Below are 23,812 nucleotides of genomic sequence, written 5' to 3' on the forward strand. Positions count from 1 at the left end.
CGCGAACCGGCCGCGGTTACCGGTGTACGGGCAGGGTGAGGTGCACGGCCAGTAGACAACGGCCAGGCGGGGGCAGCCAGTCCGCGTCGGGTCGGTCCGAAGGTCGGCGCAGCTCATTCTCGCCCCACCGGCCGGGAAGGGCCTGGGAGCATCGGGGCGCGGCGCAAGCCGCGCCCCGATTTGTGTCCGCGGTCGTCGTGGTGGTGCCCCCGGGGTGGGCTGCCGTCCGGTCGGGGAGGAACCGCCCGGACGGGTCGGGACGGGACGTCGCGTACCGCCGGGCGGGGCGGGAACCGGGTGGGCGGGTAGCCTTCGGCCCGTGATCGTGGGGAACGTGCCGGCGCCGACCGGGGACAGCAGCGGGCCGGGCGCGGGCCAGGCGGGGACGCCTGAGGTGGCGGGGCGGCCGTTGCCGTTGTGGGTGGCGGCGCCGATGGCGGTGGTGGCGGGCCTGGCGTTGCTGGTGGCGTTTCCCCCGTACGGGCTGTGGCCGCTGGCGCCGCTGGGTGTGGCGTTGCTGGCCGCGGCGACGCACCGCCGCCGGCTGCGGGCCGGCGCCGGGTTGGGTTTCCTCACCGGTGTGGCGTTGTTCGCGCCGCTGCTGAGCTGGACGAACCTGCACACCGGTTACCTGCCGTGGGTGTTGCTGTCGCTGTTGCAGGCCGGCTACCTGGCGTTGCTGGGTGCGGCGGGCGCGTACGTCTCCCCGCTGGTCGACCGGTTGCGGTGGAGTTGGCCGGCGGTGACCGGGGTGTTGTGGGTGGGGCAGGAGGCGTTGCGTGACCGCACCCCGTTCGGGGGGTTCCCGTGGGGGCGGCTGGCGTTCAGCCAGGACGACTCGCCGCTGCTGCGGCTGGCGGCGTGGGGTGGTGCGCCGCTGGTGACGTTCGCGGTGGCGCTCGCCGGCGGGCTGCTCGCCGCGGCGCTGTGGCGGCCGTGGGACGGGCTGCGGCGGTGGGTGCCGGTCGCCGGGCTGCTCGCTGCGGCGGTCGCGGTGCCCGTGGTGGGGCTGCTGGTGCCGGTGGCCGCCTCGGGGGGCGGTGACGCGGTCACGGTGGCGATCGTGCAGGGCAACGTGCCCCGGCTCGGGCTGGATTTCAACGCCCAGCGGCAGGCGGTGCTGAACAACCACGTCGACGCCACCATCGAGCTGGCCGGGCAGGTGGCCGCCGGCACCCGGCCCCGCCCCGACCTGGTGGTGTGGCCGGAGAACTCCAGCGACATCGACCCGCTGCGCGACACCGACGCCGGGGCGCGCATCTCGCGGGCCGCCGACACGATCGGCGCACCGATCCTGGTCGGCGCGGTGCTGCAGGGCCCCGGTGACGGTCAGGTCCGCAACGCCGGGATCCTGTGGCGGCCCGGCACCGGCCCGGACCTGGAGCAGCTGTACACGAAGCGGCATCCGGTGCCGTTCGCGGAGTACGTGCCGATGCGTGACGTCGCCCGGATGGTCAGCAAGCAGGTCGACCGGGTGCGTGCCGATTTCGTGCCAGGCACCGAGCCGGGGGTGCTGCGTACCGGGGTGGCGGTGCTCGGCGACGTGATCTGCTTCGAGGTCGCCTACGACGAGGTGGTGCGGGACACCGTCACCGGCGGGGCGCAACTGCTGGTGGTGCAGACCAACAACGCCACGTTCGACGTGGCCGAGGCGCGCCAGCAGTTGGCCATGGTGCGGCTGCGGGCCATCGAGCACGGCCGGCCGGCGTTGATGGCCTCCACGGTCGGGGTGTCCGGGTTCGTTGCCCCGGACGGGCGGGTAAGCGACGCCACCGGGTTCAACACCCGAGCGGTCGTGGTGCGGCAGCTGCGGCTGGACGACGGGCGCACCCTGGCCACCCGGGTCGGGTTGTGGCCGGAGGTGGCGTTGGCCACCCTGGCCGTGGCGTCCCTGGTCGGCGCGGCCGTGCTGCGCCGCCGGCATCGCGCCGGGTGACACCAGCCGGTACGCCGGCGGAGGGGAAGCGACGGTGGGCGAGACGATCGGCAGCCGGGCGGACACCGGTCATCCGGGCGTGGGTCGGGTGCTGGTGGTGATCCCGACCTACGACGAGGCCGACAACGTGACGCAGATCGTGGCGCGGGTACGCCGGGCCGCGCCGGCGGTGGAGATCCTGGTCGCCGACGACAACAGTCCGGACGGTACGGGCGCGGTCGCCGACGCGCTGGCCGCCGCCGATCCGCGGGTGCACGTGCTGCACCGGGAGGGCAAGCAGGGGCTCGGTGCGGCGTACCTGGCGGGGTTCGCGTGGGCGCGGGAGCGTGGCTTCGACGCGGTGGTGGAGATGGACGCCGACGGTTCGCACGCCCCCGAGGATCTGCCCACGTTGTTGTCGGCGGCCCGCGACGCCGACGTGGTGATCGGTTCCCGGTGGACCCGAGGCGCGCGCGTGGTGGGCTGGCCGCTGCGGCGGCTGCTGCTGTCGCGGTGCGGCAACCTGTACGCGCGGCTGGCGTTGGGTATGCCGCTGTCCGACGCCACCGGCGGCTACCGGGTGTACCGGCTGGCGGCCCTGGACGAGATCGACCTGGGGTCGGTCTGCTCGCAGGGCTACTCGTTCCAGGTGGAGCTGTCGCGGTTGGCGCACCGGGCCGGGGCGCGCATCGTCGAGGTGCCGATCACGTTCGCCGAGCGGGAGCGGGGCAGCAGCAAGATGAGCCCGCTGATCGTGGCGGAGGCGCTGTGGCGGATCACCGCTTGGGGGGTGCAGGACCGGCGGCAGGCGGTACGGCGGGGCCTGCACGGCACCCCCTCCGGGCAGGTGCGGTGGCCCTGAGCGGCGGCGTGTCATGCTTGGACGGGGCGCTGGCGCCCGCGCGGGTGACCCGCGCCCGGAGGCGCCGCGGATGGCGAATGGGGTGAGATGCGCCGAGGACTGAGGTTTGTGCCGTTGGCCCTGTTGGCGGTGGCGCTGCTGGAGCTGGTGGTGTTCGTCGCGGTGGGGCGGGCGATCGGGTTCGGCTCGGCACTGTTGGCGGTGTTCGCGGTGTCGCTGCTCGGGTTGGTGCTGCTGCGCCGGGAGGGGATGCGCGCCTGGCGGGGCTTCCGGGATTCCGCGCAGGCCGGTCGGCCGCCGGGGCGGCAGGTCACCGACGGTCTCGTCGGGCTGCTCGGCGCGCTGCTGCTGGCGATGCCGGGCCTGGTCAGCGGCCTGGTGGGGGTGTTGCTGCTGGTGCCGCCGGTGCGCCGGCTGGCCCGTAACGGGGTGCAGCGGGCGACGGAGCGTCGGGTGTCGTCGATGGTGGCCGGTGACCTGTTCGGGCCCCGCCGGGTGCGGGTGCGTCGGGGTGCGCCGCAGCCGGCGGAGTCGCCGGTTGCCGAGCCGACCGTCGTCGATGGGGGCCGGGCCATCGAGGGTGAGATCGTCGAGCCCGGGCGGAACTGACCTCGGGCGCAACGCGACGGCGCCCCGGGAGCATCGCTCCCGGGGCGCCGTCGCGTTGCGGTACGGCTCAGGCGCGGCCGCGGCGGGTGCGAACCTCCTGGAGCCGCTCGGCGAGGATGTCCTCCAGTTCGGCGATGGAGCGCCGCTCCAGCAGCATGTCCCAGTGGGTACGCGGCGGCTTGGCCTTCTTCTGCTCCGGTTCGTTGCCGTCGACCAGGCGGGCCACGCTGCCGTCGAACTTGCACTCCCAGGTCGTGGGGACCTCGGCGTCGACGGCGAACGGAACCTCGAACTGGTGGCCCTTGGCACAGAGGTATTCGCGGGTCTGCCGCGGCGCGAGCTCCGTGTTGCGGTCGGATTCGTAGCTGACCGCGCCCAGACGGCTTCCGCGCAGCATACGCTCGCCCATGATCGACTTCCCCTCGTTCGTGGTGCTGGTCTTCTTGGTGTAACGGTCCGTTCCCGCCGGGCCATTCCCGCCCGGGCGCCGGGCGAGCCCGCCCAAGGGTAGCCGGCCATGCCAGCCGTCCGGCGGGGTCGCCCCGGGTCGGGTCGGACGGGTGGAGTGTTTCCGCTGCCGACGGGGATGGTAGCCGCCCCGGTGCGGCGTGGGGCGCGATGGCCGGTGACGCGCCGGTCGGAACCACCTGAGGGACGGCACCCCTCGGACCTGGCCCGGTTCGGGCGTCGGACTCGGCCCGGGCCAGGTCCGGCGGATGCCGGCGTCCGGCCTCAGGCCGCCGGGGTCGGTGGCAGTGGCAGTGGCAGCCCCGGCAGGCCGTCGATGCTGCGGGCCACGTGTTCCTTGCCGGCGAAGTAGTCGCTCAGCGAGGCGTCGTCCTCCCGGGAGAACCGCTTGCCGTGCAGGTCACGGTCGGCGTCGTAGGACATGAACGGCACCGCGTAGCCGCAGGTGTCGCGGATCAGTTCGGCGCGCACGACGACGATCGCCCGCAGGCCGTGGACGCTGGGGTCGATGTCCGGGAAGTGGCGGATCAGGTCGCCCCAGCGGGGGTCGTCGCGGAACACCGGCTCGCCACGCCCGTGGACCCGCACGATGTTCGGCGGCCCCTGGAACGCGCACCACATCAGCGTGATCCGGCCGTTCTCCCGCAGGTGCGCGATCGTTTCGGCGTTGCTGCCCGCGAAGTCCAGGTAGGCCACGGTCCGCTCGTCGAGGACCGCCCACGAACCGCGCAGACCCTTCGGGGACAGGTTGATGGTGCCGTCGCCCGACAGCGGGGCGGTGGCCGTGAAGAACAGCGGCTGCTCCTCGATGAAGGTACGCAGCCGGCCCGCGATGTGTTCGTGTGTCTTTCCCACCCCGGCATCATGGCCGGTGGCGGCCACCCGCGCTGTCCCAGGACGCCGCCGTCCCACCCGCCGGGCCACGAACTGGGCCGGGAACGCGCGACGGCTGACCGGTGAAGTCGCTGCCCTGGCCGGCGTCCACCGGCGGGGCCGGTAGTCTCTGGCCGTGGCCGACATGATCTTGCGTGGGGCGGACGCCGCCGACATCGCCACCGTGCTCGCGTTCTGGGCGGACGCCGCCGAGGACGCCCACCGCCCCGCCGACAGCGCGCGGGCCCTCGAGCAGCTCATCGCCCGTGACCCCGGGGCACTCATCCTCGCCGTGGACGGCGCGGTGCTGGTGGGCACGGTCATCGTCGGCTGGGACGGCTGGCGGTGCCACCTGTACCGGCTGGCGGTGGCACCCGAGCGCCGGGGACGCGGCGTCGCCCGTCTGCTGGTGGAGGCGGCGGAGCAGCGGGGCCGTCGGCTCGGGGCCGCCCGCGCCGACGCGATGGTGCTCGACGACAACACCGCCGCCCACCACGCGTGGCGGGCACTCGGTTACGCCCCGCAGGCCGAGTGGTCGCGATGGGTCAGGCCACTGCCCGACCGGTGAGCGGCCTCGACCTGCACCCCTGGGAAGGTCGAACTTCGGCGTTCGTCGGCGGACGGGACGCCGTGTCGACCGGGCGGGGCCCGTTCAGGCCGTCCGGGGCGTTCCCGCCCGGTCGTCGTCGCTCCCGACACGGCCGCGCTCACCGTACGGTCCGGTGTCGCGGGGGCCGAGGTGGGCCAGGGCGGCGGCGAGGTGACTGACCTGGTCGGCGAGTTGGGCCACCCGCCGCTGCGCCTCGTCGCGGTCGGTCTCGGCGGTGCGCAGCCGTACCGTCAGGTCGTCGGCGCGGCCCTCGGCGGCGACGGCGACGTCGCGGGCGGCGGTCAGGTCCGCGCCCAGCGTGTCGTGCCGGGCGGCGAGCGCGGCCAGCTCCGCGCGGGCCTGGTCGGCGGCCGCCACGGCCTCGGCGCGGGCGGCGTCGGCGTGCTGGCGGGCCGCGTCGGCCTCGGCGGTGGCCGTGCGGGCGGCGGCGGTTTCGGTGCGTGCCTGCTCGGCACGCTCACGGGCCTGGGCGGCGTGCTCGCGGGCCTGTTCGGCCTCGGCGTGCAGGCGCTGCGCGCGGTCGAGCGCCTCGGTGGCGGCGCGGGTCGCCCGGTCGGCGTCGGCGCGGGCGGCGTCGCGCTCGCCGGTCAGCTCGGTGGCCCGGCGGCGTTCGGTGTCCACTTCGGTGCGTAGCGCCCGCAGCTCGTGGCGGGCCGTGTCGCGGTCGCGTTCGGCCTGCGTCCGCAGGGCCTCCGCGGCGCTGGCCTGCCGGCGGGCGTCGTCCCGGGCCGCCTCCGCCCGGTCGGCGCGTTCGATGGCCGCCGTGGCCCGCTCGGCGTCCTGGCGTGCCTCGGCGTGGGTGGCGTCCCGTTCGGCGGTGGCGCTCCGGGCCTGCTCGCGGGCCAGGACGGCGGCCGCGGCGGCGTCCTCGGCGTCGCGGCGGGCCTCGTCGCGCTCGGTCTGCGCCGCCGCCACCTGGGTCGCCGCGTCGGCGCGGGCCTGCGCGAGCTGCCGTTCCACCCCGACGGGGGACAACTCGGCGTGCAGGGCCTCGGCGAGGGTCTCGGCGACCTGCTCCAGCCGGTCCACCGCCTCCCAGGTGCGGGCCACCTGCCCGGGCAGGCCGGGGGCGTTGCGGTGCCGCATCCGGCTGTTACGCGACGCCCGCTGGCAGGCGCCGTCGTTGTCGCGGCAGTAGCGGAACGGCCGGCCCGCGCCGGCACGTTGCGGCACCTGGCGTCCGCAGTGGGCGCAGGGGCGGGTCTCGGCGGGGGTGGGCTCGGCGTCCATCGAGGGCGGAGTCTACTGCCGGGCCCGACCGCCGCCGGCGCAGCGCCCGACGGCCCACCAGCCGGCAACCAGAGGCGCCCGGGCAACCCGTCCGACCCCGGACGCGTCACCAGGGCGCGCGACCGGCTCAGCCGGCGGTGCGGGCCGCCCGGTCCAGGGTGTAGCGGCGTTGCAGCAGCACCGCGACGAGCATCGCCGCCGCGGGCAGCAGCCCGAACCCCCAGCGGATCGCGGTCAACGCGCCGTCGGGCTGGGTGACGCTGTCCCCGGCGGTGGAGGCGACGAACCCGCCGGCGGCCAGGCACAGCGAGTACGCCCACGGGCCCAGCGCCGCGCCGGTGGCCTCGGTGGCGGTCCACACCCCGGTGTACGTGCCGGCGGCGCCGCTGCCCGCGCGGATCACGTCGGGCACCATCGAGAACGGCAGCAGTTGCATTCCGGCGAACGCGACGCCGAGCACCACCACGGCGGCCACCAGCACCGCAAGCCCGGCCGGGCGGCCGACGGCGAGGACCAGCGAGCCGGCCGCGAAGGCGCCCTGCGCGCCCAGCAGCGCCCGTTGCTTGCCGAACCGGCCGGCCACCGCCAACCAGGCGGGGGTGACCAGCAGCGCCGGTGCGACGAAGGCGGCCACCAGCACGGTGGTCAGGCCACGGCGGCCCAGTTCGTACTGCGCGTAGTAGGGCACCCCGGCCAGGACCAGGTGGGTGGTGGTGGACATGGCCAGGTAGGCGGCGACCAGCCAACGGAACTGCCGGTCGCGCAGCGCCTCGGCGAGCCCGCGCCAGCCGCCGCCGTGCGGTGCGGACGCCGCGGCGGCGGCCCGGCGCAGCCGGCCGATGCCGACCACCCCGACCAGCATGGCGGCCAACATCCCGACGGCCAGCAGGACACCCATCCGCTGGTACCCGCCCCGGGTGGCGTCGTCCCCGCCGGCCAGCAGCGGCGCCAGCAGCCCCGAGGCGAGGATGCCGAGGGTCAGCACCACCATCCGGAAGGCCATCAGGCGGGTCCGCTCGTGGTAGCCGATCCACAGGTCGGCGGGGGTGGCAAGGTAGGGGACCTGGTAGGCGGCGAAGAGCAGGTTGCCGGCGACGAAAGCGACCGCCACCCAGGCGGCGGCCGGCGCGCCGGTGAGTCCGCCGGGCACGGCGAACAGGGTGACGAACGCGAGCGGCAGGGCGCAGCCGAGCAGCAGGAGCCGACGCCGGTCGCCCCGGCGCGACTGCTCGACGTCGCAGCGGTGCCCGACCCAGGGGTGCAGCAGCACGTCGGCGACCTTCGGCAGCAGCAGCGCCAGGCCGGCCAGCCAGGGGGTGACGGCCAGCACGTCGGTGAGGAAGTAGAGCAGCAGCAGGCCGGGAACGGTCACCCAGACGCCCATGCCGAGGGAACCGGCGGCGAAGCCGAGCAGCGGCCCGCGGGGCAGGGTGGTGGTGACGTCCGTGCCGGTCGGTTGTCGGTCGAGCCCGGTCATGGCGGCCTTCCTCTCCGGGCGCGCCGCCCGCAATCCAACGGATGCTGGATTGTAGGGGCAGAATGGCGGCCATGACCATGCCTCGCCGCCGACCCGGGCGACCCCGTCGTGAGGAGACCCGACCCACCCGGGAGGTGGTGCTCACGGCCGCGACCGCGCTGTTCGCCCGCAGCGGCTTCGACGCCGTCGGGCTGCGGGAGGTCGCCGCGGCGGCCGGCGTCGACGTCGCCACGGTCTCGCACCACACGGGTACGAAGGCGCAGCTCTACGACGCCTGCTTCGCGCGGGTCTTCGCCGCCGAGCGGGAGGTGCTGCAGGAGGCGGCCGGGCGGGCCCGCACGGCGCTGGACAGCGGGCCGGCGGAGATCCGGCGCGCGCTGCACGAGCTGGTGGACGTGTTCGTGGACTTCCTGGAGGACCGGCCGGAGACCACCGCGTTGTGGCTGCGCCGCTGGCTGGAGCCGCAGCGGCACGCCGAGCTCGACGAGCGGTACGCGGCCCCGCTGTACCGGCTGGTCGCCGACCTGTTGACCGCCGCCGCGGCGACCGGGGCGCTGGTCGAGCCGGCGCCGCACGTGACGGTGCGCAGCCTGGTGTGGGCGGTGCACGGTCACGTGGTGGCCCTGGCCGCCGCCGGCGGGTCGCAGGCGCGGGAGCGGCGGGAGTTCCGCGCGTTCGTGCACCGCTTCCTCGACGGCCTGTACGGGCCGGTGACGCCTTGACGTGCCGCCCGTGCCGGGCCATTATCCAACGCACGTTGGATTAATGGGAAGGGGTCGGCGATGGGCGCACAGCCAACCGTGGCGGTCATCGGCGCGGGCGCGGCCGGACTGGCCACCCTCAAGGCGCTCGCCGACGTCGGCGTGCCCGCCGTCTGCTTCGAGACGGCCGAGCGGGTCGGTGGCCTCTGGGTGTACGGGGCGCCCGGCTCGCCCGCGTACCGGACCCTGCACCTGAACACCAGCAAGTCGCGTACCGAGTTCGCCGACCACCCGATGCCGGCGCACTGGCCCGACTATCCCGACCACACCCGCATCGCCGGCTGGCTCACCGACTACGCCGACCGGTTCGGGCTGCACGAGGCGGTGCGGCTGCGGCACACCGTCAGCCGGGTCGTCCGCGAACCCGACGGCCGCTGGACGGTGCACGCCGACGGGCCCGACGGCCCGGTCGACGTCACCGTCGACGCCGTCGTCGTCGCCAACGGCCACAACCGGGTGCCGAAACCGCCCACCCCCGAGCCCCCGGGCACCAGCACCGCCGAACAGATGCACAGCCACGCCTACCGGGGACCTGAACAGCTCGCCGGCCGGCGCGTCCTGGTCGTCGGCGGGGGCAACTCCGCGATGGACATCGCCGTGGACGCCTCGTACGCGGCCCGGCGCACCCTGCTGTCGTTGCGCCGGGGCGTCTGGGTGGTGCCGAAACACCTCCTGGGGCGCCCGTCGGACACCCTCAACGGTGCCCTCGCCCGGCGGCTGCCGTGGCGGCTGCGCCAGCGCATCACCCAGCGGATGCTCGCCGCGACCGTCGGCCCGCCCGTCCGCTACGGGCTGCCCGCCCCCACCCACGGCTTCCTCCAGGACCACCCGACGCTCTCCGACGGGCTGCTGTCCCGGCTGACCCACGGCGAGATCGAGCCCCGCCCCGGCATCGCCGGCTTCGACGGCGACCGGGTCACCTTCACCGACGGCCGCACCGACGAGATCGACCTGGTCATCTGGTGCACCGGCTACCGGGTCGAGATCCCGTTCCTCGACCCCGCGCTGCTCGGCGGCGGGGCGGACACCCTGCCGCTGTACCGGCACGTCTTCCACCTCGACGCACCCGGGCTGACGTTCGTCGGGCTGATGCAGTCCACCGGTGCCGCGTTCCCGCTGGTCGAGGCGCAGGCCAAGCTGGTCGCGGCGCAGTTGTCCGGCCGCTACGCCCTGCCCGAGCCGCACCGGCAGCGGGCCGCCTGCCGGGCCGAGCTGCGCGCCGCCACCGCCCGGTGGGGACAGCGCCGGCCCGCGATGCGGGTGGACTTCGACGCGTACCTGGTCGAGCTGGGACGGGAACTGGCCGCCGGCACCCGCCGCGCCCGCGCCACCGGAGCCACGGCGTGAGCGGGCTGGCGCAGCGCAGGGTGCTGGTCACCGGGGCCAGCGGCACCTTCGGCCGGCAGCTGTGCGCCACGCTCACCGCCGCCGGGGCGCGGGTCGTCGGCGTCGACCGCCGGCCGGGCACCGTCGGCGGCGTGCCGGTGCTCGGCTGCGACCTGACCGACCCGGCCGCCGTGCCGCCGGCGGTCGCCACCGCCGTGGAGCAGCTCGGCGGGCTGGACCTGCTCGTCAACAACGCCGGCGTCGGCGGGCCCGCCCCGGCCGAGCTGCCACCCGACGAGGTGGTGCGCCAGCAGTTGGAGGTGAACCTGCTCGCCGCCTGGCGGACCACCGCCGCCGCGCTGCCCGCCCTGGAGGCCGCGCGCGGCCGGGTGGTCTTCGTCGCCAGCCGGATGGCCCTGCTGCCGCTGCCCCTCGCCGCCGCGTACGGGGTCAGCAAGCGGGCACTGGTCGCCTACGCCGACGCGCTGCGCCACGAGGTGGGCACCCACGTCGGGGTCAGCGTCGTCTACCCGAGCATGGTCGCCTCCCCGATCCACGACAGCACCGCCGACGCCGGCCTGTCCCTCAAGGGGGTGTCCCGCCCGGAGACGGTGCAGGGGGTCGTCGCGGCGATCCTGCGTGCCGCCACCGCCCGACGGGCACCCCGGGACGTGGCCACCACCAGGCGCGGGCGCGTCGAGTTGGCCCTCGCCCGGCACGCACCGACGCTGGCCGACCGCCTCGTACGGCGTACCGTCGCCGCCCGGATCGCCGCCGGAGACCTGGACGCCGCGCCGCTGGCCGCCGGGATGCTCCGCCGGCACCGCGCCGCCGGCGGATAGTCGTCGGCCCGGACCTGCACCCTCCGCACGGGGTGCGACGCGACCAGGAGGCGCCCCGTTGCCACCGTGCCCCCACCGTCGCTGCGGACGCGGGCACACTGTGGCGATGCTGCACGCCCCGGCCACCCCGACCCTGCCGGAACTCCTGCTGCGTCCCTGGTGTGACGCCGACGCCGACGCCCTGATCGCCGCCTACCGCGACCCGGTGCTGCGGCGCTGGACCCGGGCGCCGGTGACCACGACCGCCGAGGCGCGCCGCTTCCTGGCGGCGGCGCGCCGCGACTGGCACGACGGCCGCCGGTTCAGTTTCGCCGTGCTCGAGTCGGGGCCGGCCGGCGGGACCCTGGTGGCGCAGGTGATCCTCAAGAACGTCACCGCGGGCGGCGAGGACGCCGAGGTCGGCTACTGGACCGCCGCGCCCGCCCGGGGCAGGGGCATCGCCCCGCACGCCCTGACGGCGGTCACCGACTGGGCGTTCGCCCGGTTCGCCGGCCTGCGGCGGCTGGACCTGATGCACCAGATCGACAACCCGGCGTCCTGCCGGGTCGCGGAGAAGGCGGGATACCTCTTCCAGGAGGTGCTGGCGGCCCGGCCACCGTTCCCCCGCGACGGCCACCGGCACGCCCGCTGGGCCCACCCCGTCAGGGAATGCCCGCCCCGGGCGGGACGCTGACTCCTTGCGTCGGCCCCGACCCGGTGGCCGCGTTACCGTGGGGCCCGGGGGAGGTGCCGGCAGGTGGACAGCTGGGAAGCGTCGGTCGAGGCACGGATCCGCGCGGCGCAGGAGCGGGGCGAGTTCGACAACCTACCGGGCATGGGCAAGCCCATTCCCGGCCGCGGTCAGCCGTACGACGAGTCGTGGTGGATCAAGAGCTTCCTGGAACGGGAGAAGATCCCCACCGACCTGCTGCTGCCGACGCCGCTGCAACTGCGCCGCCGGATCGAGCAGCTGCCCGACGAGGTGCGGGACCTGCCGACCGAGGAGTCCGTGCGCGCGTTCGTCGCCGACCTCAACGCCCAGATCGTCTCCTGGCTGCGTACGCCCACCGGCCCCCGGGTCTCGGTGCGCCCGGTCAACGCCGACGACGTGGTCCGCGGCTGGCGGGCCGAACGTGAGGCCGCCGCCACCCCGACCCCGGCACCGTCGGCTCCGCCACGTCGGCGAGGCTGGCGAGCGCCCTGGCACCGCCGCAGGGCGTAGCCCCGATCGGGTTGTCCGCCGCCGCCACAGCCCCTAGGGTCGAACCCGTGACTGCCGGGTCGGCCATGAGCCACGAGCGGACAGGGCACCCGGCCATCAGGTGAGGCGGGGGCGGGCCCGCGGTCCGCCGATGCCCCCGCACCCGCCGGTGTCGACGCCACGTCCACCGCGGCGCGCTTCTGCGCACGCCTTTCTCACCGTCCTCGCCGGTCCCTGCGCCGGCGTACCCGCGTCCTCGCCGCCACCATCGCCGGGCGGGCGATCCACCGTGGCCGCACCTCCTGCCGAGCAGAGAGCAGAGCATTGCCCAACGACTTCAACCAGCAGATCATCGACGAGTTCCGCGCCAATTCCGGCCGGGTCGGCGGGCCCTTCGAGGGAGCCCGGCTGATCCTGCTCACGACCACGGGAGCCCGCTCCGGCACCCCGCACACCACCCCGGTCGGCTACCTGCCCGACGGCGAGGAACGCATCCTCGTCATCGCCTCGGCCGGTGGCGCCCCGAGGCATCCGCACTGGTACCACAACCTCCTCGCCAACCCCGACGTCACCGTCGAGGACGGGGTCTTCACCTACCAGGCGCGTGCGGTCGTGCTGACCGGCGCCGAACGCGACGAAATCTTCGACCGGGCCGTGGCGGCCGACCCGGGTTGGGGCACGTACCAGGCGAAGACGACCCGGGTGATCCCCGTGGTGGCGTTGCACCAGGTGGCGGGCGGGCCGCCGGAGGCGCCGTCCTGGGGCGCGGCACTCAAGCTGGTCCACGACGCGTTCCGCCGCGAACTGGCCCTGATCCGCGACGAGGTCGCCGGCTCCGGTACGGGGCTGGGCGCCCAACTGCGGGTGAACTGCCTGACCGTCTGCCAGGGCCTGCACCACCATCACCGCAACGAGGACGCGGGGATGTTCGCCGGGCTGGAGGGGAAGCGTCCGGACCTCGCCCCGACGCTGGCGCGGCTGCGCGAGGAACACCGTCACATCGCGGCGCTCGTCGAGCGCCTCCAGCAGGTGGTCGGTGACCCCGACGCCGACCAGGCCGAGGCCCGCCGGCAGGTCGAGCGGCTCACCACCGAGTTGGAGGCCCATCTGACGTACGAGGAGGAGCAGCTCATCCCCGTCCTCGACAGCATCGACCAGGCGTAGGTGCGGTGAGGGCGGCACGGGTGTGGGGTGAGCCGTGCCGCCCTCAGTCGTCGTCGGCGTCGTGGGCGAGCAGCGCGAGCTGGATCCGGTTGGTCATGTCGAGCCGGGTCAGGGCGCTGGAGATGTGCGCCTTGACGCTGCCCACGGACATGAACAACCGGCCGGCGACGTCCGCGTTGGACAGTCCCGCCGCGACGGCCAGGGCAACCTCCCGCTCCCGTTCGGTGAGCAGGCCGAACCGCTCCCGGGCCCGCCGCCGTCGCGCGTCGACGGGTGGCCCGCCGCCGGCGGCGACGCGGTCCATCGGGTCGAGCGGCGGGCGATCGGCTGGTGGACGGTGCGGTCGCTGCTGGGCGCTGCCCCGGTGCTGGCCGGTCTCGGCGTGGCGTACGCGGTGTTCGGGCCGGCCCGGCCGTGGCTGGGCCCGGCGTTCGTCGTGGTCGCGGTGCTCGCCGCCGGGCACACCGCCGTGGTGCCGTGGTGGCGGTACGCGGTGCACCGGTGGGAGACCAACGCCGATGCGGTGTACGCGACCTCGGGCTGGTTCGTGCGGGAGTGGCAGGTCGCCCCGATGTCGCGGATCCAGACCGTGGACCGGGTGCGCGGCCCGTTGCAGCAACTGTTCGGTCTGGCCACGGTGACCGTGACGACGGTGACCGTGACGACGGCGTCCGCGCACGGGGCGGTGCGCCTGGTGGGGCTGGACGCCGACGTCGCCGCCCACACCGCGGGGCAGCTCACCGAGCTGGTGCGGCAGACCACGGGAGACGCGACGTGAGCGGCCCGCCCTGGCGCCGGCTCGACTCACGCGTGGTGTGGGTCGACGCGGTACGCAGCCTGCTCTCCCTGGCCCCGGCCGGCCTGGCGGTGACGGTGTTCCGGGTCGAGCCCCGGCTGTCGACCCTGTGGCCGGTGCTGGCCGTCGCGGTCATCGGCGTCACCGGCGCCGCCAGGGACCTGCTGCGCTGGCTGAAGACCCGGTACCGGGTCACCGACGAGCGGGTGGAACTGCGCACCGGTCTGCTGTTGCGTACGCACCGGTCGGTGCGTCGGGAACGGATCCGCAGTGTCGAGGCGACGGCGCTGCTGCGGCACCGGCTGGCCGGGCTGCGGGTGGTGACGGTCGGGGCCGGCCTGTCGGGCACGGACGGGGAGGCGTTGCGGCTGGACGCGGTGACCGTCGCGACGGCCGAGCGGCTGCGCCGGGAACTCCTGCGCGGCGCAGCCGCCGGGCATCCGGGCCCAGTTGGCGGACCCTCGGCGACCCGGCGCCCCACGTCCGGCGGGAGTGACCCGGCGGGCGGTGGCCCCATTGCCCCGGGTGCCCTGCTGCCGGAGCGGGCGGTCGTCCTCGCCCGGATCCGCTGGTCGTGGATCGTGCACAACGTCGTCAACTGGTGGGCGTTCGTGATGGCGGCCGGTCTGTTCTGGGGCACCTACTGGACGGCACAGTCGTTCGGCCTCGACGCCGTCGACGCCGTCGACGCCGTCGCCGGGCTGGTGGACTGGCGCTCGCTGGGAACGGGTAGAACCGTCGTACTCGGTGTCGCCGCCGCGGGTGTGCTCGGCGTCCTCGGTATGGCCGTGGCGTTCGTCGCCGAGTACTGGAACTTCCGGCTGCTGCGGGTCCCCACCCTCGGGGGCAGCGTGCTGCGCACCACCCATGGGCTGTTCAAGACCCGGGAGGTCGACCGGGACGACGACCGGCTGCGCGGCGTGGAGATCGCCGAGCCGGTGCTGTGGCGGTGGATGGGCACGGCCGACACGAACGTCATCACCACCGGCCTGGCGGTGTGGAGCATGACGCCCGCGACCACGATCCTGCCGCGCGGTCCACTCAGGGTGGCGCGTACGGTCGCGGCGGCGGTGCTGGAGGCGGACCCGAATCCGTTGACCGCGCCGCTGCGCCGGCATCCCCGGGCCGCGCTGCGCCGCCGCGCCGGCTGGGCGGTGCTGACCGTGGCACTGGCCACCGGCGGGCTGGCCGTGCTGGGCGAGTCGCTCGGCGCGACCCGGATCTGGCTGATCGGCGTCGTGCTGGCGCCGCTGGTGTTGGTGGCCGCCGTGGTGGCGTACCGGGCGCTGGGCCACACGGTCTCCGGCGATCACCTGGTGGTCCGCTCGGGCCTGGTGAGCCGGGCCACGGCGGCGCTGCGGGGGCGGGCGGTCATCGGCTGGCGGGTGCGCCAGAGCGTGTGGCAGCGGCGGCTCGGCCTGGCCACCCTGACCGCCACCACCGCCGCCGGACACGGCCGGTACGCGGCGATCGACGTCGCCGCCGCCGACGTGACCGCCCTGGCCGAGCAGGTGCTGCCCGGTCTCCTCGCCCCCTTCACCGTCGCACCCGCGGATCCGGGTCCACCGCTCGTGCTCCCGGCCGGTGTCGATTCGGTTCCGGGCACCGTCCGGGCCCAGGCCACGCGAAGGCGGTGGCCGGGCTGAAACCGCATTTGAGGGTTCGCCGGCCTCGACTGATAGGAAATGGGCGAAAGCCTCAACCAGCATTTCAATGAAAAAATTGAGGCATGAACGTTGAGGACACGAAGCGGTACGTCTGCGAAACCTTCGACGGGGTCGACGCCCTCGAGGCGAACGGGGACACCTTCTTCGTCTACGACCCCGGGCGCGACCTGCCCGCCGAGCGACAGATGCCGTTCGCGACGATCGTGACCGGCGACCACTACGACGACGCCTCCGCGCTGAGCAGGCCGGGTGCGTGGCGGCTCAACATCGGACTGGACCGGTCGGCGTACGGCGCGCTGTTTCCGCAGCGGCACGGGCCGGACGGCGACGTCGACCACACCGTGACGGACACCGTGCTGCCGCATCCGGTCTACGCTTCGCAGCACTGGGTGTGCGTGGTGGACCCCGGTGAGGCGACCGTGGACACGGTGCGGCGGCTGCTGGCCGAGGCGTACGACTTCGCGGCCCGCAAGCACGCCAACCACCGGTCCCGGCGGGCCTCGCCCTGAGCCCCGCGCCGGCCGGCGTGCCTGGGTCATCGAGCTGAAGGACCACCGTCGGCGTGGGACGAGGCGGGTGCGGTCTCGCGTAGGGCGGTGTTCAACACGCGGGCGATGCCGGCCGCGTCGACCGGCGCGGCCGGATCGACTGTGTACTGATGCACGGCCTGCCGAATCGCTGTCAGCGACGGATCCTGGTTCAGGGCCCAGCGGGCAGCCTCAGACTTGGAGGAGTGCGTCCCGTCGACCGTGAAGCGCCAGATGCGGCAGGCGGTGAGCACCATGTGCACGGCGTCCTCCGCGTCGTCGGTATGAGACCGCCAGGTCTTCAGCCAGTGCCTGCCGCGCTCGCGGATCCAGTCGGCCCGCACCGGCGCGATCACGTCGTGCGGCTGGGCGCCGACCAGGGCGTGCCCGTCTGCGCGGGCCATGGACAGCTCGGCCGGCAGGTCGGGCGCGGCGGCCACCCGCGACTCGACCTCGACCCCGATGGAGGAGCCGTCGTACCGACCGATGTGCAGCTCCATCGGCGGCATCCGCGTCGGCGCGCCGGCGACCTTGGCGGCCACGACATGCAGATCGATGCCGCTCGCGCCGCCAAGATCAGCCTGGCGTACGAGGATCTCCAGCGCGTCGGCCTGCGCGTCGGAGAGCGCGCCCTCAGCCACCACGAGCAAATCGATGTCACTACGGCCGGGGTGAAAGTCACCGGCGGCGAGTGAGCCGTGCAGGATCACCGACCGGACCGACGGACCGACGATATCGGCGCAGGCCCAGGCGAGATGCCTCGCAGCGGTGAGCGCAGCGGCGCTCGACTGTGGTGTCACCCCAGCATTCATACACCAATGATCCTCCTCGTTACTTCGAGCGTGAGAAGGGTGCTCAGGCCTGGTGGCCCGGCCCGGCGGTCCACCCGTTCAGCGCACCCCACCCGCTCTCGGTCGGTGCGGGTAGCAGGGGCAGTCGCTGCCGTGGGCCGGGGCCGGGCCATCGGGCCGGGCTCACGCGCCCGATTCAGGCGGATGTTTGGCCGCGAGGGCCACCCGACCCCGCTGGGGGCCGCGTTCGCCGAGTACGGGCGGATCGACAAGACCATGCACCTGCTCGCCCTGGTCGACCCGGTGGACGACACCTACCGCCGGCTGATGAACCGGCAGCTCACCGTGCAGGAGTCCCGCCACCGGCTCGCCCGCGCGATCTGCCACGGCGGCCGGGGTCAGATCCGCCAGGCGTACCGCGAGGGCCAGGAGGACCAGCTGGCCGCCCTGGGCCTGGTCCTCAATGCGGTGGTGCTGTGGAACACCCGCTACCTGGATGCCGCCGTGGCCCGGCTCCGCGCCGAGGGCCACGACATCAAGGACGAGGACGCAGCCCGCCTCTCCCCGCTCAGGGACCGGCACATCAACTTCCTGGGCCGCTACCTGTTCAACATCACGGCCAGCGGCCCCGGCCAGGGCCTGCGCCCCTTCCGCGACCCCACGGCCGAGGACGACGAGGAAGAGGACTGACCGCCGGCGCACCCAAGACGTTAGGCCGTTCGTTGCACCCCGTGTAGGCCGGGCGGCATCGCCTGGGTACCCAGCGTAAGAAAAGAATGCTGGTTTCGGGAACGGCTCCTGGCCCCACCTACGGACGCGCGTCGGCCCCACCGCCGGTTTCCGGGAGGCGGTTCCAGCGAGTTCCGGCCCCACCCGCCGACCAAGCCAGCTCCCACGAGGTGGGGCCAATGCTCATTCCCGATCAAGCCCCGCGGAGATCGCGAAGTGGGGCCAAGAGTCGCCCGAAAGTGGGTCCGGAACTCGTTCCCGAAGCCAGAATGCTGATCGCCGAGTGCCGGGCGCTCGCCGACCGGCCGTGGTCCAGCCACGAGTCGAGAGCAGGAGGCTCAGCGGGCCAGCAGGCCCCGGATCGCGGCTGCGATCTCGTCGGGTGCCTCTTCGGCCATGAAGTGCCCGGCGCGGGTCAGCCGGTGGTCCAGGTCCGGCGCCCACGCCTTCCACACCCCGGCAGCGTCGAAGCCGAGCTGCGAGCCCCAGTCCTGCTGGACGACCGTCACGGGCATGGCCAGCTGCGACCCGGCGTCCAGGTCCGCTTGGTCGTGCATGACGTCGATGTCCGCCGAGGCCCGGTAGTCCGCGACGATCGACGTCACTGCCGCGGCGCTCGCGCGCAGGTATTCGGCACGTACATCCTCGGGCATGGTGGTCGGGTCGTTGGCCCAGGCGTCGAGGAACGAGCCGAAGAACGCGTCCGCGCTGCCTGTGATCATCGCCTCCGGCAGGCCCGGCGGCTGCGCCATGAGGAAGAGGTGGTAGCCGACCGCCGCCGAGGTGCCGTGCAGGACGTTCCACATGTCGAGCGTCGGCACGATGTCGAGGATGCCCAGGTGCGTGATGGTCTCAGGGTGGTCCAACCCCGTCCGGAAGGCGACCAGGGCGCCTCGGTCGTGGCCGACGAGGGCAAAGCGCTCGTGGCCGAGCGCCGCCGCCAGGGTCACGACGTCGGCGGCCATGGTGCGCTTGGCGTACACATCGGGGTCGGTGGCCGCCGGCTTGTCGCTGGCGCCGTAGCCCCGCAGGTCAGGACAGATCACCATGTGCTCGTCGGCGAGCCGCTCGGCGACGTGTCGCCACATCAGGTGGGTCTGGGGGAAACCGTGCAACAGCACGACCGGGCTACCGCTGCCGCCGACAGCTGCAGCCAGCTCCACACCGTCCGCAACGGGCAGACGGATGTGATCGAAGCCGGGAATGGTGAGCGTCATGAGGGACCACCTTTTCGGGTCGGGGACTTGACCGGATCAGCTTGGGCGACGGCGATCAGCAGCCGATCAGTACGGTTGGGCGCAGTCGGCCCCTGGCACGGAGGATGGGGGCATGCGAATCGACGTGCTCGGTGTGGTGCGTGCCCTCCGCGACGACGGCAGCCCGGTTGACCTGGGCGGACCCCGCCATCGTGAGGTACTCGCCCGGCTCGTCGCCGCCGAGGGACGGATGGTCACCACCGACACCCTTGTCAATGACCTGTGGACCGTTCCGCCTGCCCGCGCCGTTGGCGCTTTGCGTACGTTCGTCGCCGCGCTGCGCCGTGCCCTCGAACCCGACCGACCGCCCCGCAATCCGCCGCGCGTCATCGTCACCGAAGGTCCCGGCTACGCGCTTCGCCTGCCGCGCGAGGACGTGGACGTCCACCGGTTCCAGGACACCCTGGCCCGTGCCCGGCGCCACCCCGACGCGGTGACCGACCTCGGCGCGGCACTCGCGGCCTGGCGCGGACCCGCGTACGCCGACGTGCCCGGCTCCGCATGGGCGCAGCGCGAGCGGATCCGGCTGGAGGAACTGCGGTTGGAGGGCGTGGAGTTGCGTGCCCGCCTCCTCCTCGACTCCGGGGAAGGGGCCGATCTCGTTGCCGGGCTGGGTGCTCATGTCGCCGAACATCCGTGGCGCGAGCCGGCCTGGGGGCTGCTCGCCCGCGCGCAGTACCGTGCGGGCCGCCGGGCCGACGCGCTGGCCACCCTCCGCCGCGCCCGCGCGATGCTCGTCAACCAACTCGGACTGGACCCCGGTGCCGACCTGCAACGCCTGGAGATGGAGATCCTCGGCGGGTCCGTGCCGCTCGAAGGCGCACGTACCGCGTGGGCCGGCCCTGGTGTCCGGTTCGGTCCGCGCACCACCGTGGATCTGGCCCGCACCCTCGCCCTGGCGGGTGGCGGCGCCCTCGTCCACTCGCGGCGCGACCGTCTCGTCGCCGTCCAGGCCGCGGAACGTACGGGAGACCTCTCCCTGACCGCCCGGATCATCGGTGCCTACGACGTGCCCGCCCTCTGGAGCCGGGCCGACGACCCCGAGCAGTCCCGCGCCGTCGTCGCGGCCGCCGAGCGCACGCTCACCGCGCTCGGCCCCGACGGCCCCGCCGACCTCTCCGCCCGCCTGCTCGCCACGATCGCCGTCGAGAGCCGCAGCGCCGATCTGTCCGGGACCGAGCCGGGGCGCGCGCGGCAGGCGGCGCGGCGGGCCGAGGCGCTGGCACGGGATCTGGCCGATCCCGCCCTGCTCGCCTTCGCCCTCAACGGGGTGTTCCTTCAGTCCTTCACCCGTCCCGGGCTCGCGGCCGCACGGGACAGGACCGGCGCCGAGATCCTCGACCTGGCCACCCGGCACGACCTGCCGAACTTCGCCGTACTCGGCCGGTTCATCCGCCTGCAGTCCGCCTCCGCCCTCGGTGACCTCGACACCGCAACCTCCCACGCCGAGGCCGCCGAACAGCTCGCCGCCACCATCGAGGCGCCCCTCGTCCCCGTCCTTACCGGGTGGTTCCGGGCCCGGGTCACAGCCGCCCGCAGCACCGAACCCGGCGGACCGACCGCCGCCACGGCCGCGGCGCACTACCGCGCTGCCGAGAACGCCCTCCGAACGTCCGGAATGCCCGGGCTGCACCGCGGCCTCTTCCCGCTCGCCCTACTGGGACTTCGCCTGCTGCACGACCGGCCCGCGCCCACCGACCCGCACCTCGACTGGGGCCCGTACCGACCCTGGGCACGACCCCTCGTACTGCTCGCCCAGGACCGGACCGAGGAGGCCCGTGCCGCCCTCGCCACGGTGCCCGACCCACCGCGTGACCACATGCAGGAGGCCATGTGGTGTCTGACCGTCCGCGCCGCCGTACGCCTCGGCGAGCCCGGAATCGCCGCACGCGCCCAGGCTGCCCTGCGCGATGCCTGTGCCGAACATGCCGGCGCCACCAGCGGAATGGTGACCCTGGGCCCGGTGGCGCGGTACCTGGCAGAGGCGGAGGCATGCGCCGGAGCGGGGTAAGCGACCGCAATCCGCGAACCCCGAGCCCGTCCGCACCCACCCCGCGGCCCCGGCGGAATCAGGTCGCCATGACTTCAGGGGCATCCGTCGTCGACGCCAGGCAGTCGGCGACGGTCTCGGCGCCACGCGTGGTGATCCACTGCCCGTAGGCGTTCGCGCAGGGCGCTGTGGCAATCTAGGCGACAGCCCTGGTGATGGTCCCTGCTGTCAACCGCATCGTGGGGGCCAGCGGGCCGTCTGCAACTGCTTGGTGACAAGCGTGACGCTCGACGATTCGCATAAATGACCAGTTGCGAGAGTTCTGCGAACACCCCGGAGCCGCTCGCGAATCCGCAGGTCGCCGTTCGCAGAACCCCTCTCAAAACCGGCATGTTGTGCGAGACAGTTCTGACACACTGCCCGGGTGGATCTGACGCCCGATCAAGCCGCAAACACGGTCGCACACTTCCCACTCCGGGTGCGGCACGGGCTGCCGGCCGGGGCTTCGCACTTCGGACAGTCGTTTCAAGACCGGCAAGAACGCGGGCAAGCACCCCTCGGTCGCCTCGCTGTACCGGGCGCTCGCCGAGGCCGAAGACGCCACCGGGTCCGACGATGCACAAGTCATCAGCCCCCGCCGTCCGGTCTATGCCTGCATCACCGGGCCCGGCAGCGGCACCGACCCGGCGCTGATGGAACGGCTCACCGCGCAGGTCCTCAACGGCGACACCGTGCTGGACGAACTGGCCCGCCAAGCCGAAGGCGGCTCCGACGACCTGGTGGCCCAGCTGCTCGTGCAGGCCCGGAACGGCGACCGGTAGGGGAAGCACAGCAAGATCAATCTCACCGGGATTTCCTGTACCTCAACTACTCACACCCGGGACACCCCGGCGGCCAGCATCACTCAAGATCGAATATTTGGCGGGCTGGGACAGCTACCCAAGCGAGGGGCCCTCTCCGCTTCCTTCGGATCCGCCCAGCAGCAACCTCCGATCTGCGTTGCCTACGCGGGGCACTCCTTCGTCTATTAACGGATTACTGGTAATGACAAACCAGCAATCAGGTGGGATGAAGGGTGCAAATCGACCAGACATCATAATGACTGTTATGCGCGGGGCGCTGCGGTGAGCCGTAGCTGCGCTGGCACGGGTTGGTGTCCTGGCTCTGCGCACCTGATGTGGCGCAGTGAGGTTGACGCCTCGGCTCGGTGGATTTGATGCCGGCTCAGTGAAAGTGGTGCCGTAGCTGTCTCGCTGGCGTTCGTCAGGGTGACCGTTGGGATCCTGCTGGTTCGTCTCGTTCGAGCCGTGCCGGCGCGGTGCGCTGGTTCACCTCGCGGCAGGGGCAGCGCAGGGAAGGGGGATTGTGCCACGATCGACCGGTTCTCCCGTCCGGCAAGCACCCAGAGAAGCGAGGACGCGATGAGGGCCGACCACTACGACGGCTTCGCCCAGAGCTACTCAAGAGAGAACGAGTCAGGCCTCTTCAACGCCCACTACGAGCGACCGGCAATGCTCAAGCTCGCCGGCGATGTCCACGGCCGTCGAATCCTCGACGCCGGGTGCGGCTCCGGGCCCCTGTCCGAAGCCCTTCGCACGAAGGGCGCCATCGTGACCGGGGTCGACTCCAGCCCCGCCATGATCGAACTGGCACGAAAGAGGCTGGGTGAGGACGCCGACCTGCGGGTAGCCGACATCAGCCTGCCGCTACCGTTCGCCGACGGCGCATTCGATGATGTCGTCGCCTCGCTCGTGCTGCACTACCTGCAAGACTGGAAAGCACCACTGTCCGAGCTGCGGCGCGTGCTGAAGCCCGGCGGCCGCCTCCTTCTTTCGGTCAACCACCCCCGCGTCCTCGAAGCGAGCGACCCCAAAGCCGACTACTTCTCCGTTACGCAGTACTCGGACGAGTACATCTTCGGCGACGAGCGCGCCGTGCTGACCTTCTGGCACCGGCCCTTGCACGCGATGGCCGACGCGTTCACCGAGGCCGGCTTCCGCATCGCGGTCATCAGTGAGCCTCCCTTCTCACCCGACACCCCACGCGAACTCCTACCGCCCGACCTCGGCGACCGAACCGCTTTCATCTGCTTCATCTTCTTTGTCTTGGAAGTACACTAAGGGCAGCAGTGCGATGTCCGCTGGCCGGAAAGGGCTCGGTGGATCTGATTCCGGCTCAGGGAAAGTGATGCCGTAGCGTCACCAGGGTGGGGTTGCTGATGGTGCTACGCCCTCCGCTACCGCGTTCGAAGAGTCCTCGTCGTGCTACCCGGACGCAGCGGCGAGAGCGCCGCCGGGCTGACGCCGAAGAGTGGGCCACGGCGGAGGAACGCGGTTTGCTGCTCGACGTGTCTGTGGAGGACCTGCTGCCGTTGGTGAATGCGGCCGGCGGAAACCGACTTCTGATTCTGGGTCAGCTGGACCCATGGTCAGATGGCGTACTCAGCCATGAGAATCTGCCGCAGCTCGATGCCGACGTCGACCGCCTCAAGACGGCGGCGGGCAACGACGTGGAGCGTGAGCTGGTGGCGGCGCTACGGGCGCTGCTGGCGCGGTGGCGTGACGAGCCTGGCCTGGTGCTCCACTGGTACGGAGACTGAGCTCCGTTCGGCGACATGGATCTGCCCGCAATGGTGCCAACGCAAGGGACGTCGTCAGGAGGCCAGGGGTTGGCGGAGCGCTTGCGGGCCATTTCCGGGTCCCGGATGGTCCCTCCGACCGGGTTCGAAGTCGCCTACGC

The 23,812-nt window shown here is 73.5% G+C and carries 24 protein-coding genes and 1 pseudogene; 18 read left to right on the forward strand and 7 right to left on the reverse strand.

All coding sequences use genetic code 11. The features are described 5' to 3' along the window. Window positions 1-334 precede the first annotated feature (334 nt). The 3 genes from lnt to AB0D32_RS20765 all read left to right on the forward strand — a co-directional run bounded on the left by lnt (window position 335) and on the right by AB0D32_RS20765 (window position 3,386). Window positions 335-1,936 (forward strand): apolipoprotein N-acyltransferase, encoded by a 1,602-nt coding sequence (lnt, locus tag AB0D32_RS20755; RefSeq protein WP_357092687.1) that lies wholly within the window; start codon window positions 335-337, stop codon window positions 1,934-1,936. A gap of 34 nt (window positions 1,937-1,970) precedes the next feature. Continuing rightward, window positions 1,971-2,777 (forward strand): polyprenol monophosphomannose synthase, encoded by an 807-nt coding sequence (locus AB0D32_RS20760; RefSeq protein WP_357092374.1) that lies wholly within the window; start codon window positions 1,971-1,973, stop codon window positions 2,775-2,777. Between the two features lie 87 nt (window positions 2,778-2,864). After that, complete coding sequence (locus tag AB0D32_RS20765; protein ID WP_357092376.1) at window positions 2,865-3,386, forward strand: FxsA family protein; 522 nt, start codon at window positions 2,865-2,867, stop codon at window positions 3,384-3,386. 67 nt (window positions 3,387-3,453) lie between these two features. Here the strand turns inward: AB0D32_RS20765 and AB0D32_RS20770 are convergent, their stop codons facing one another. Together AB0D32_RS20770 and AB0D32_RS20775 are read right to left on the reverse strand one after the other, a co-directional pair. Beyond that, window positions 3,454-3,795: an RNA polymerase-binding protein RbpA gene (locus AB0D32_RS20770; RefSeq protein WP_007460094.1), complete on the reverse strand. Its 342-nt coding sequence runs from the start codon at window positions 3,793-3,795 to the stop codon at window positions 3,454-3,456. A gap of 323 nt (window positions 3,796-4,118) precedes the next feature. Further along, entirely contained in the window at window positions 4,119-4,709 is a 591-nt protein-coding gene (locus AB0D32_RS20775) for a pyridoxamine 5'-phosphate oxidase family protein (RefSeq protein ID WP_357092379.1), read from the reverse strand. A gap of 163 nt (window positions 4,710-4,872) precedes the next feature. Between AB0D32_RS20775 and AB0D32_RS20780 the strand changes: the two genes are divergently transcribed. Continuing rightward, window positions 4,873-5,295 (forward strand): GNAT family N-acetyltransferase, encoded by a 423-nt coding sequence (locus AB0D32_RS20780; protein ID WP_357092689.1) that lies wholly within the window; start codon window positions 4,873-4,875, stop codon window positions 5,293-5,295. A gap of 84 nt (window positions 5,296-5,379) precedes the next feature. Here the strand turns inward: AB0D32_RS20780 and AB0D32_RS20785 are convergent, their stop codons facing one another. Together AB0D32_RS20785 and AB0D32_RS20790 are read right to left on the reverse strand one after the other, a co-directional pair. Continuing rightward, complete coding sequence (locus tag AB0D32_RS20785) at window positions 5,380-6,567, reverse strand: hypothetical protein (RefSeq protein ID WP_357092382.1); 1,188 nt, start codon at window positions 6,565-6,567, stop codon at window positions 5,380-5,382. 127 nt (window positions 6,568-6,694) lie between these two features. Beyond that, on the reverse strand, window positions 6,695-8,044 hold the full coding sequence (locus AB0D32_RS20790; RefSeq protein WP_357092385.1) for an MFS transporter: 1,350 nt from the start codon (window positions 8,042-8,044) through the stop codon (window positions 6,695-6,697). 71 nt (window positions 8,045-8,115) lie between these two features. Between AB0D32_RS20790 and AB0D32_RS20795 the strand changes: the two genes are divergently transcribed. The 6 genes from AB0D32_RS20795 to AB0D32_RS20820 all read left to right on the forward strand — a co-directional run bounded on the left by AB0D32_RS20795 (window position 8,116) and on the right by AB0D32_RS20820 (window position 13,317). Then, a complete protein-coding gene (locus AB0D32_RS20795) occupies window positions 8,116-8,766 on the forward strand; it encodes a TetR/AcrR family transcriptional regulator (protein ID WP_357092387.1) in 651 nt (216 codons plus the stop codon). A 60-nt stretch (window positions 8,767-8,826) separates the two neighbouring features. Beyond that, a complete protein-coding gene (locus AB0D32_RS20800; protein ID WP_357092390.1) occupies window positions 8,827-10,152 on the forward strand; it encodes an NAD(P)-binding domain-containing protein in 1,326 nt (441 codons plus the stop codon). After that, window positions 10,149-10,973, forward strand: a complete 825-nt coding sequence (locus AB0D32_RS20805) for an SDR family oxidoreductase (RefSeq protein WP_357092393.1) — start codon at window positions 10,149-10,151, stop codon at window positions 10,971-10,973. Before AB0D32_RS20800 ends, AB0D32_RS20805 begins: the two co-directional genes overlap by 4 nt. Window positions 10,974-11,079: 106 nt before the next feature. After that, window positions 11,080-11,646, forward strand: coding sequence for a GNAT family N-acetyltransferase (locus AB0D32_RS20810; RefSeq protein WP_357092396.1), 567 nt, complete (start codon window positions 11,080-11,082; stop codon window positions 11,644-11,646). A gap of 63 nt (window positions 11,647-11,709) precedes the next feature. Beyond that, on the forward strand, window positions 11,710-12,174 hold the full coding sequence (locus AB0D32_RS20815) for a DUF1992 domain-containing protein (RefSeq protein ID WP_357092399.1): 465 nt from the start codon (window positions 11,710-11,712) through the stop codon (window positions 12,172-12,174). 303 nt (window positions 12,175-12,477) lie between these two features. Then, a complete protein-coding gene (locus tag AB0D32_RS20820; RefSeq protein ID WP_357092401.1) occupies window positions 12,478-13,317 on the forward strand; it encodes a nitroreductase/quinone reductase family protein in 840 nt (279 codons plus the stop codon). Between the two features lie 43 nt (window positions 13,318-13,360). Here AB0D32_RS20820 and AB0D32_RS20825 read toward each other — a convergent pair whose 3' ends face one another. After that, entirely contained in the window at window positions 13,361-13,621 is a 261-nt protein-coding gene (locus tag AB0D32_RS20825) for a helix-turn-helix transcriptional regulator (protein ID WP_357092404.1), read from the reverse strand. Window positions 13,622-13,654: 33 nt separating this feature from the next. On the opposite strand from AB0D32_RS20825, the gene AB0D32_RS20830 reads away from it, so the two are divergent. The 3 genes from AB0D32_RS20830 to AB0D32_RS20840 all read left to right on the forward strand — a co-directional run bounded on the left by AB0D32_RS20830 (window position 13,655) and on the right by AB0D32_RS20840 (window position 16,289). Further along, window positions 13,655-14,095 (forward strand): PH domain-containing protein, encoded by a 441-nt coding sequence (locus AB0D32_RS20830; RefSeq protein WP_357092407.1) that lies wholly within the window; start codon window positions 13,655-13,657, stop codon window positions 14,093-14,095. After that, entirely contained in the window at window positions 14,092-15,759 is a 1,668-nt protein-coding gene (locus tag AB0D32_RS20835) for a PH domain-containing protein (protein ID WP_357092409.1), read from the forward strand. Before AB0D32_RS20830 ends, AB0D32_RS20835 begins: the two co-directional genes overlap by 4 nt. Window positions 15,760-15,842: 83 nt before the next feature. Further along, entirely contained in the window at window positions 15,843-16,289 is a 447-nt protein-coding gene (locus AB0D32_RS20840) for a DUF6194 family protein (RefSeq protein WP_357092412.1), read from the forward strand. A 26-nt stretch (window positions 16,290-16,315) separates the two neighbouring features. On the opposite strand, the gene AB0D32_RS20845 is transcribed toward AB0D32_RS20840, so the two are convergent. After that, complete coding sequence (locus AB0D32_RS20845; protein WP_357092415.1) at window positions 16,316-17,119, reverse strand: aminoglycoside adenylyltransferase domain-containing protein; 804 nt, start codon at window positions 17,117-17,119, stop codon at window positions 16,316-16,318. Between the two features lie 180 nt (window positions 17,120-17,299). On the opposite strand from AB0D32_RS20845, the pseudogene AB0D32_RS20850 reads away from it, so the two are divergent. Further along, window positions 17,300-17,788 (forward strand): annotated as a pseudogene (locus AB0D32_RS20850) (Tn3 family transposase); the annotation flags it as partial. 377 nt (window positions 17,789-18,165) lie between these two features. Here the strand turns inward: AB0D32_RS20850 and AB0D32_RS20855 are convergent. Then, entirely contained in the window at window positions 18,166-19,044 is an 879-nt protein-coding gene (locus tag AB0D32_RS20855; protein WP_357092418.1) for an alpha/beta hydrolase, read from the reverse strand. A gap of 112 nt (window positions 19,045-19,156) precedes the next feature. Between AB0D32_RS20855 and AB0D32_RS20860 the strand changes: the two genes are divergently transcribed. The 4 genes from AB0D32_RS20860 (at window position 19,157) to AB0D32_RS20875 (ending at window position 23,672) form a co-directional block, all read left to right on the forward strand. Continuing rightward, window positions 19,157-21,094, forward strand: coding sequence for an AfsR/SARP family transcriptional regulator (locus tag AB0D32_RS20860; RefSeq protein WP_357092421.1), 1,938 nt, complete (start codon window positions 19,157-19,159; stop codon window positions 21,092-21,094). Window positions 21,095-21,765: 671 nt separating this feature from the next. Further along, window positions 21,766-21,894 carry a hypothetical protein gene (locus tag AB0D32_RS20865; RefSeq protein WP_357092424.1) on the forward strand — a complete coding sequence of 43 codons (129 nt, stop codon included), beginning with the start codon at window positions 21,766-21,768 and terminating at the stop codon, window positions 21,892-21,894. A gap of 600 nt (window positions 21,895-22,494) precedes the next feature. Beyond that, window positions 22,495-23,193, forward strand: a complete 699-nt coding sequence (locus AB0D32_RS20870) for a class I SAM-dependent methyltransferase (RefSeq protein ID WP_357092427.1) — start codon at window positions 22,495-22,497, stop codon at window positions 23,191-23,193. A 215-nt stretch (window positions 23,194-23,408) separates the two neighbouring features. Continuing rightward, window positions 23,409-23,672: a hypothetical protein gene (locus tag AB0D32_RS20875; RefSeq protein ID WP_357092430.1), complete on the forward strand. Its 264-nt coding sequence runs from the start codon at window positions 23,409-23,411 to the stop codon at window positions 23,670-23,672. Window positions 23,673-23,812: the final 140 nt, after the last annotated feature.

It is taken from the genome of Micromonospora sp. NPDC048170 (assembly GCF_040652795.1).
GTDB lineage: Bacteria > Actinomycetota > Actinomycetes > Mycobacteriales > Micromonosporaceae > Micromonospora.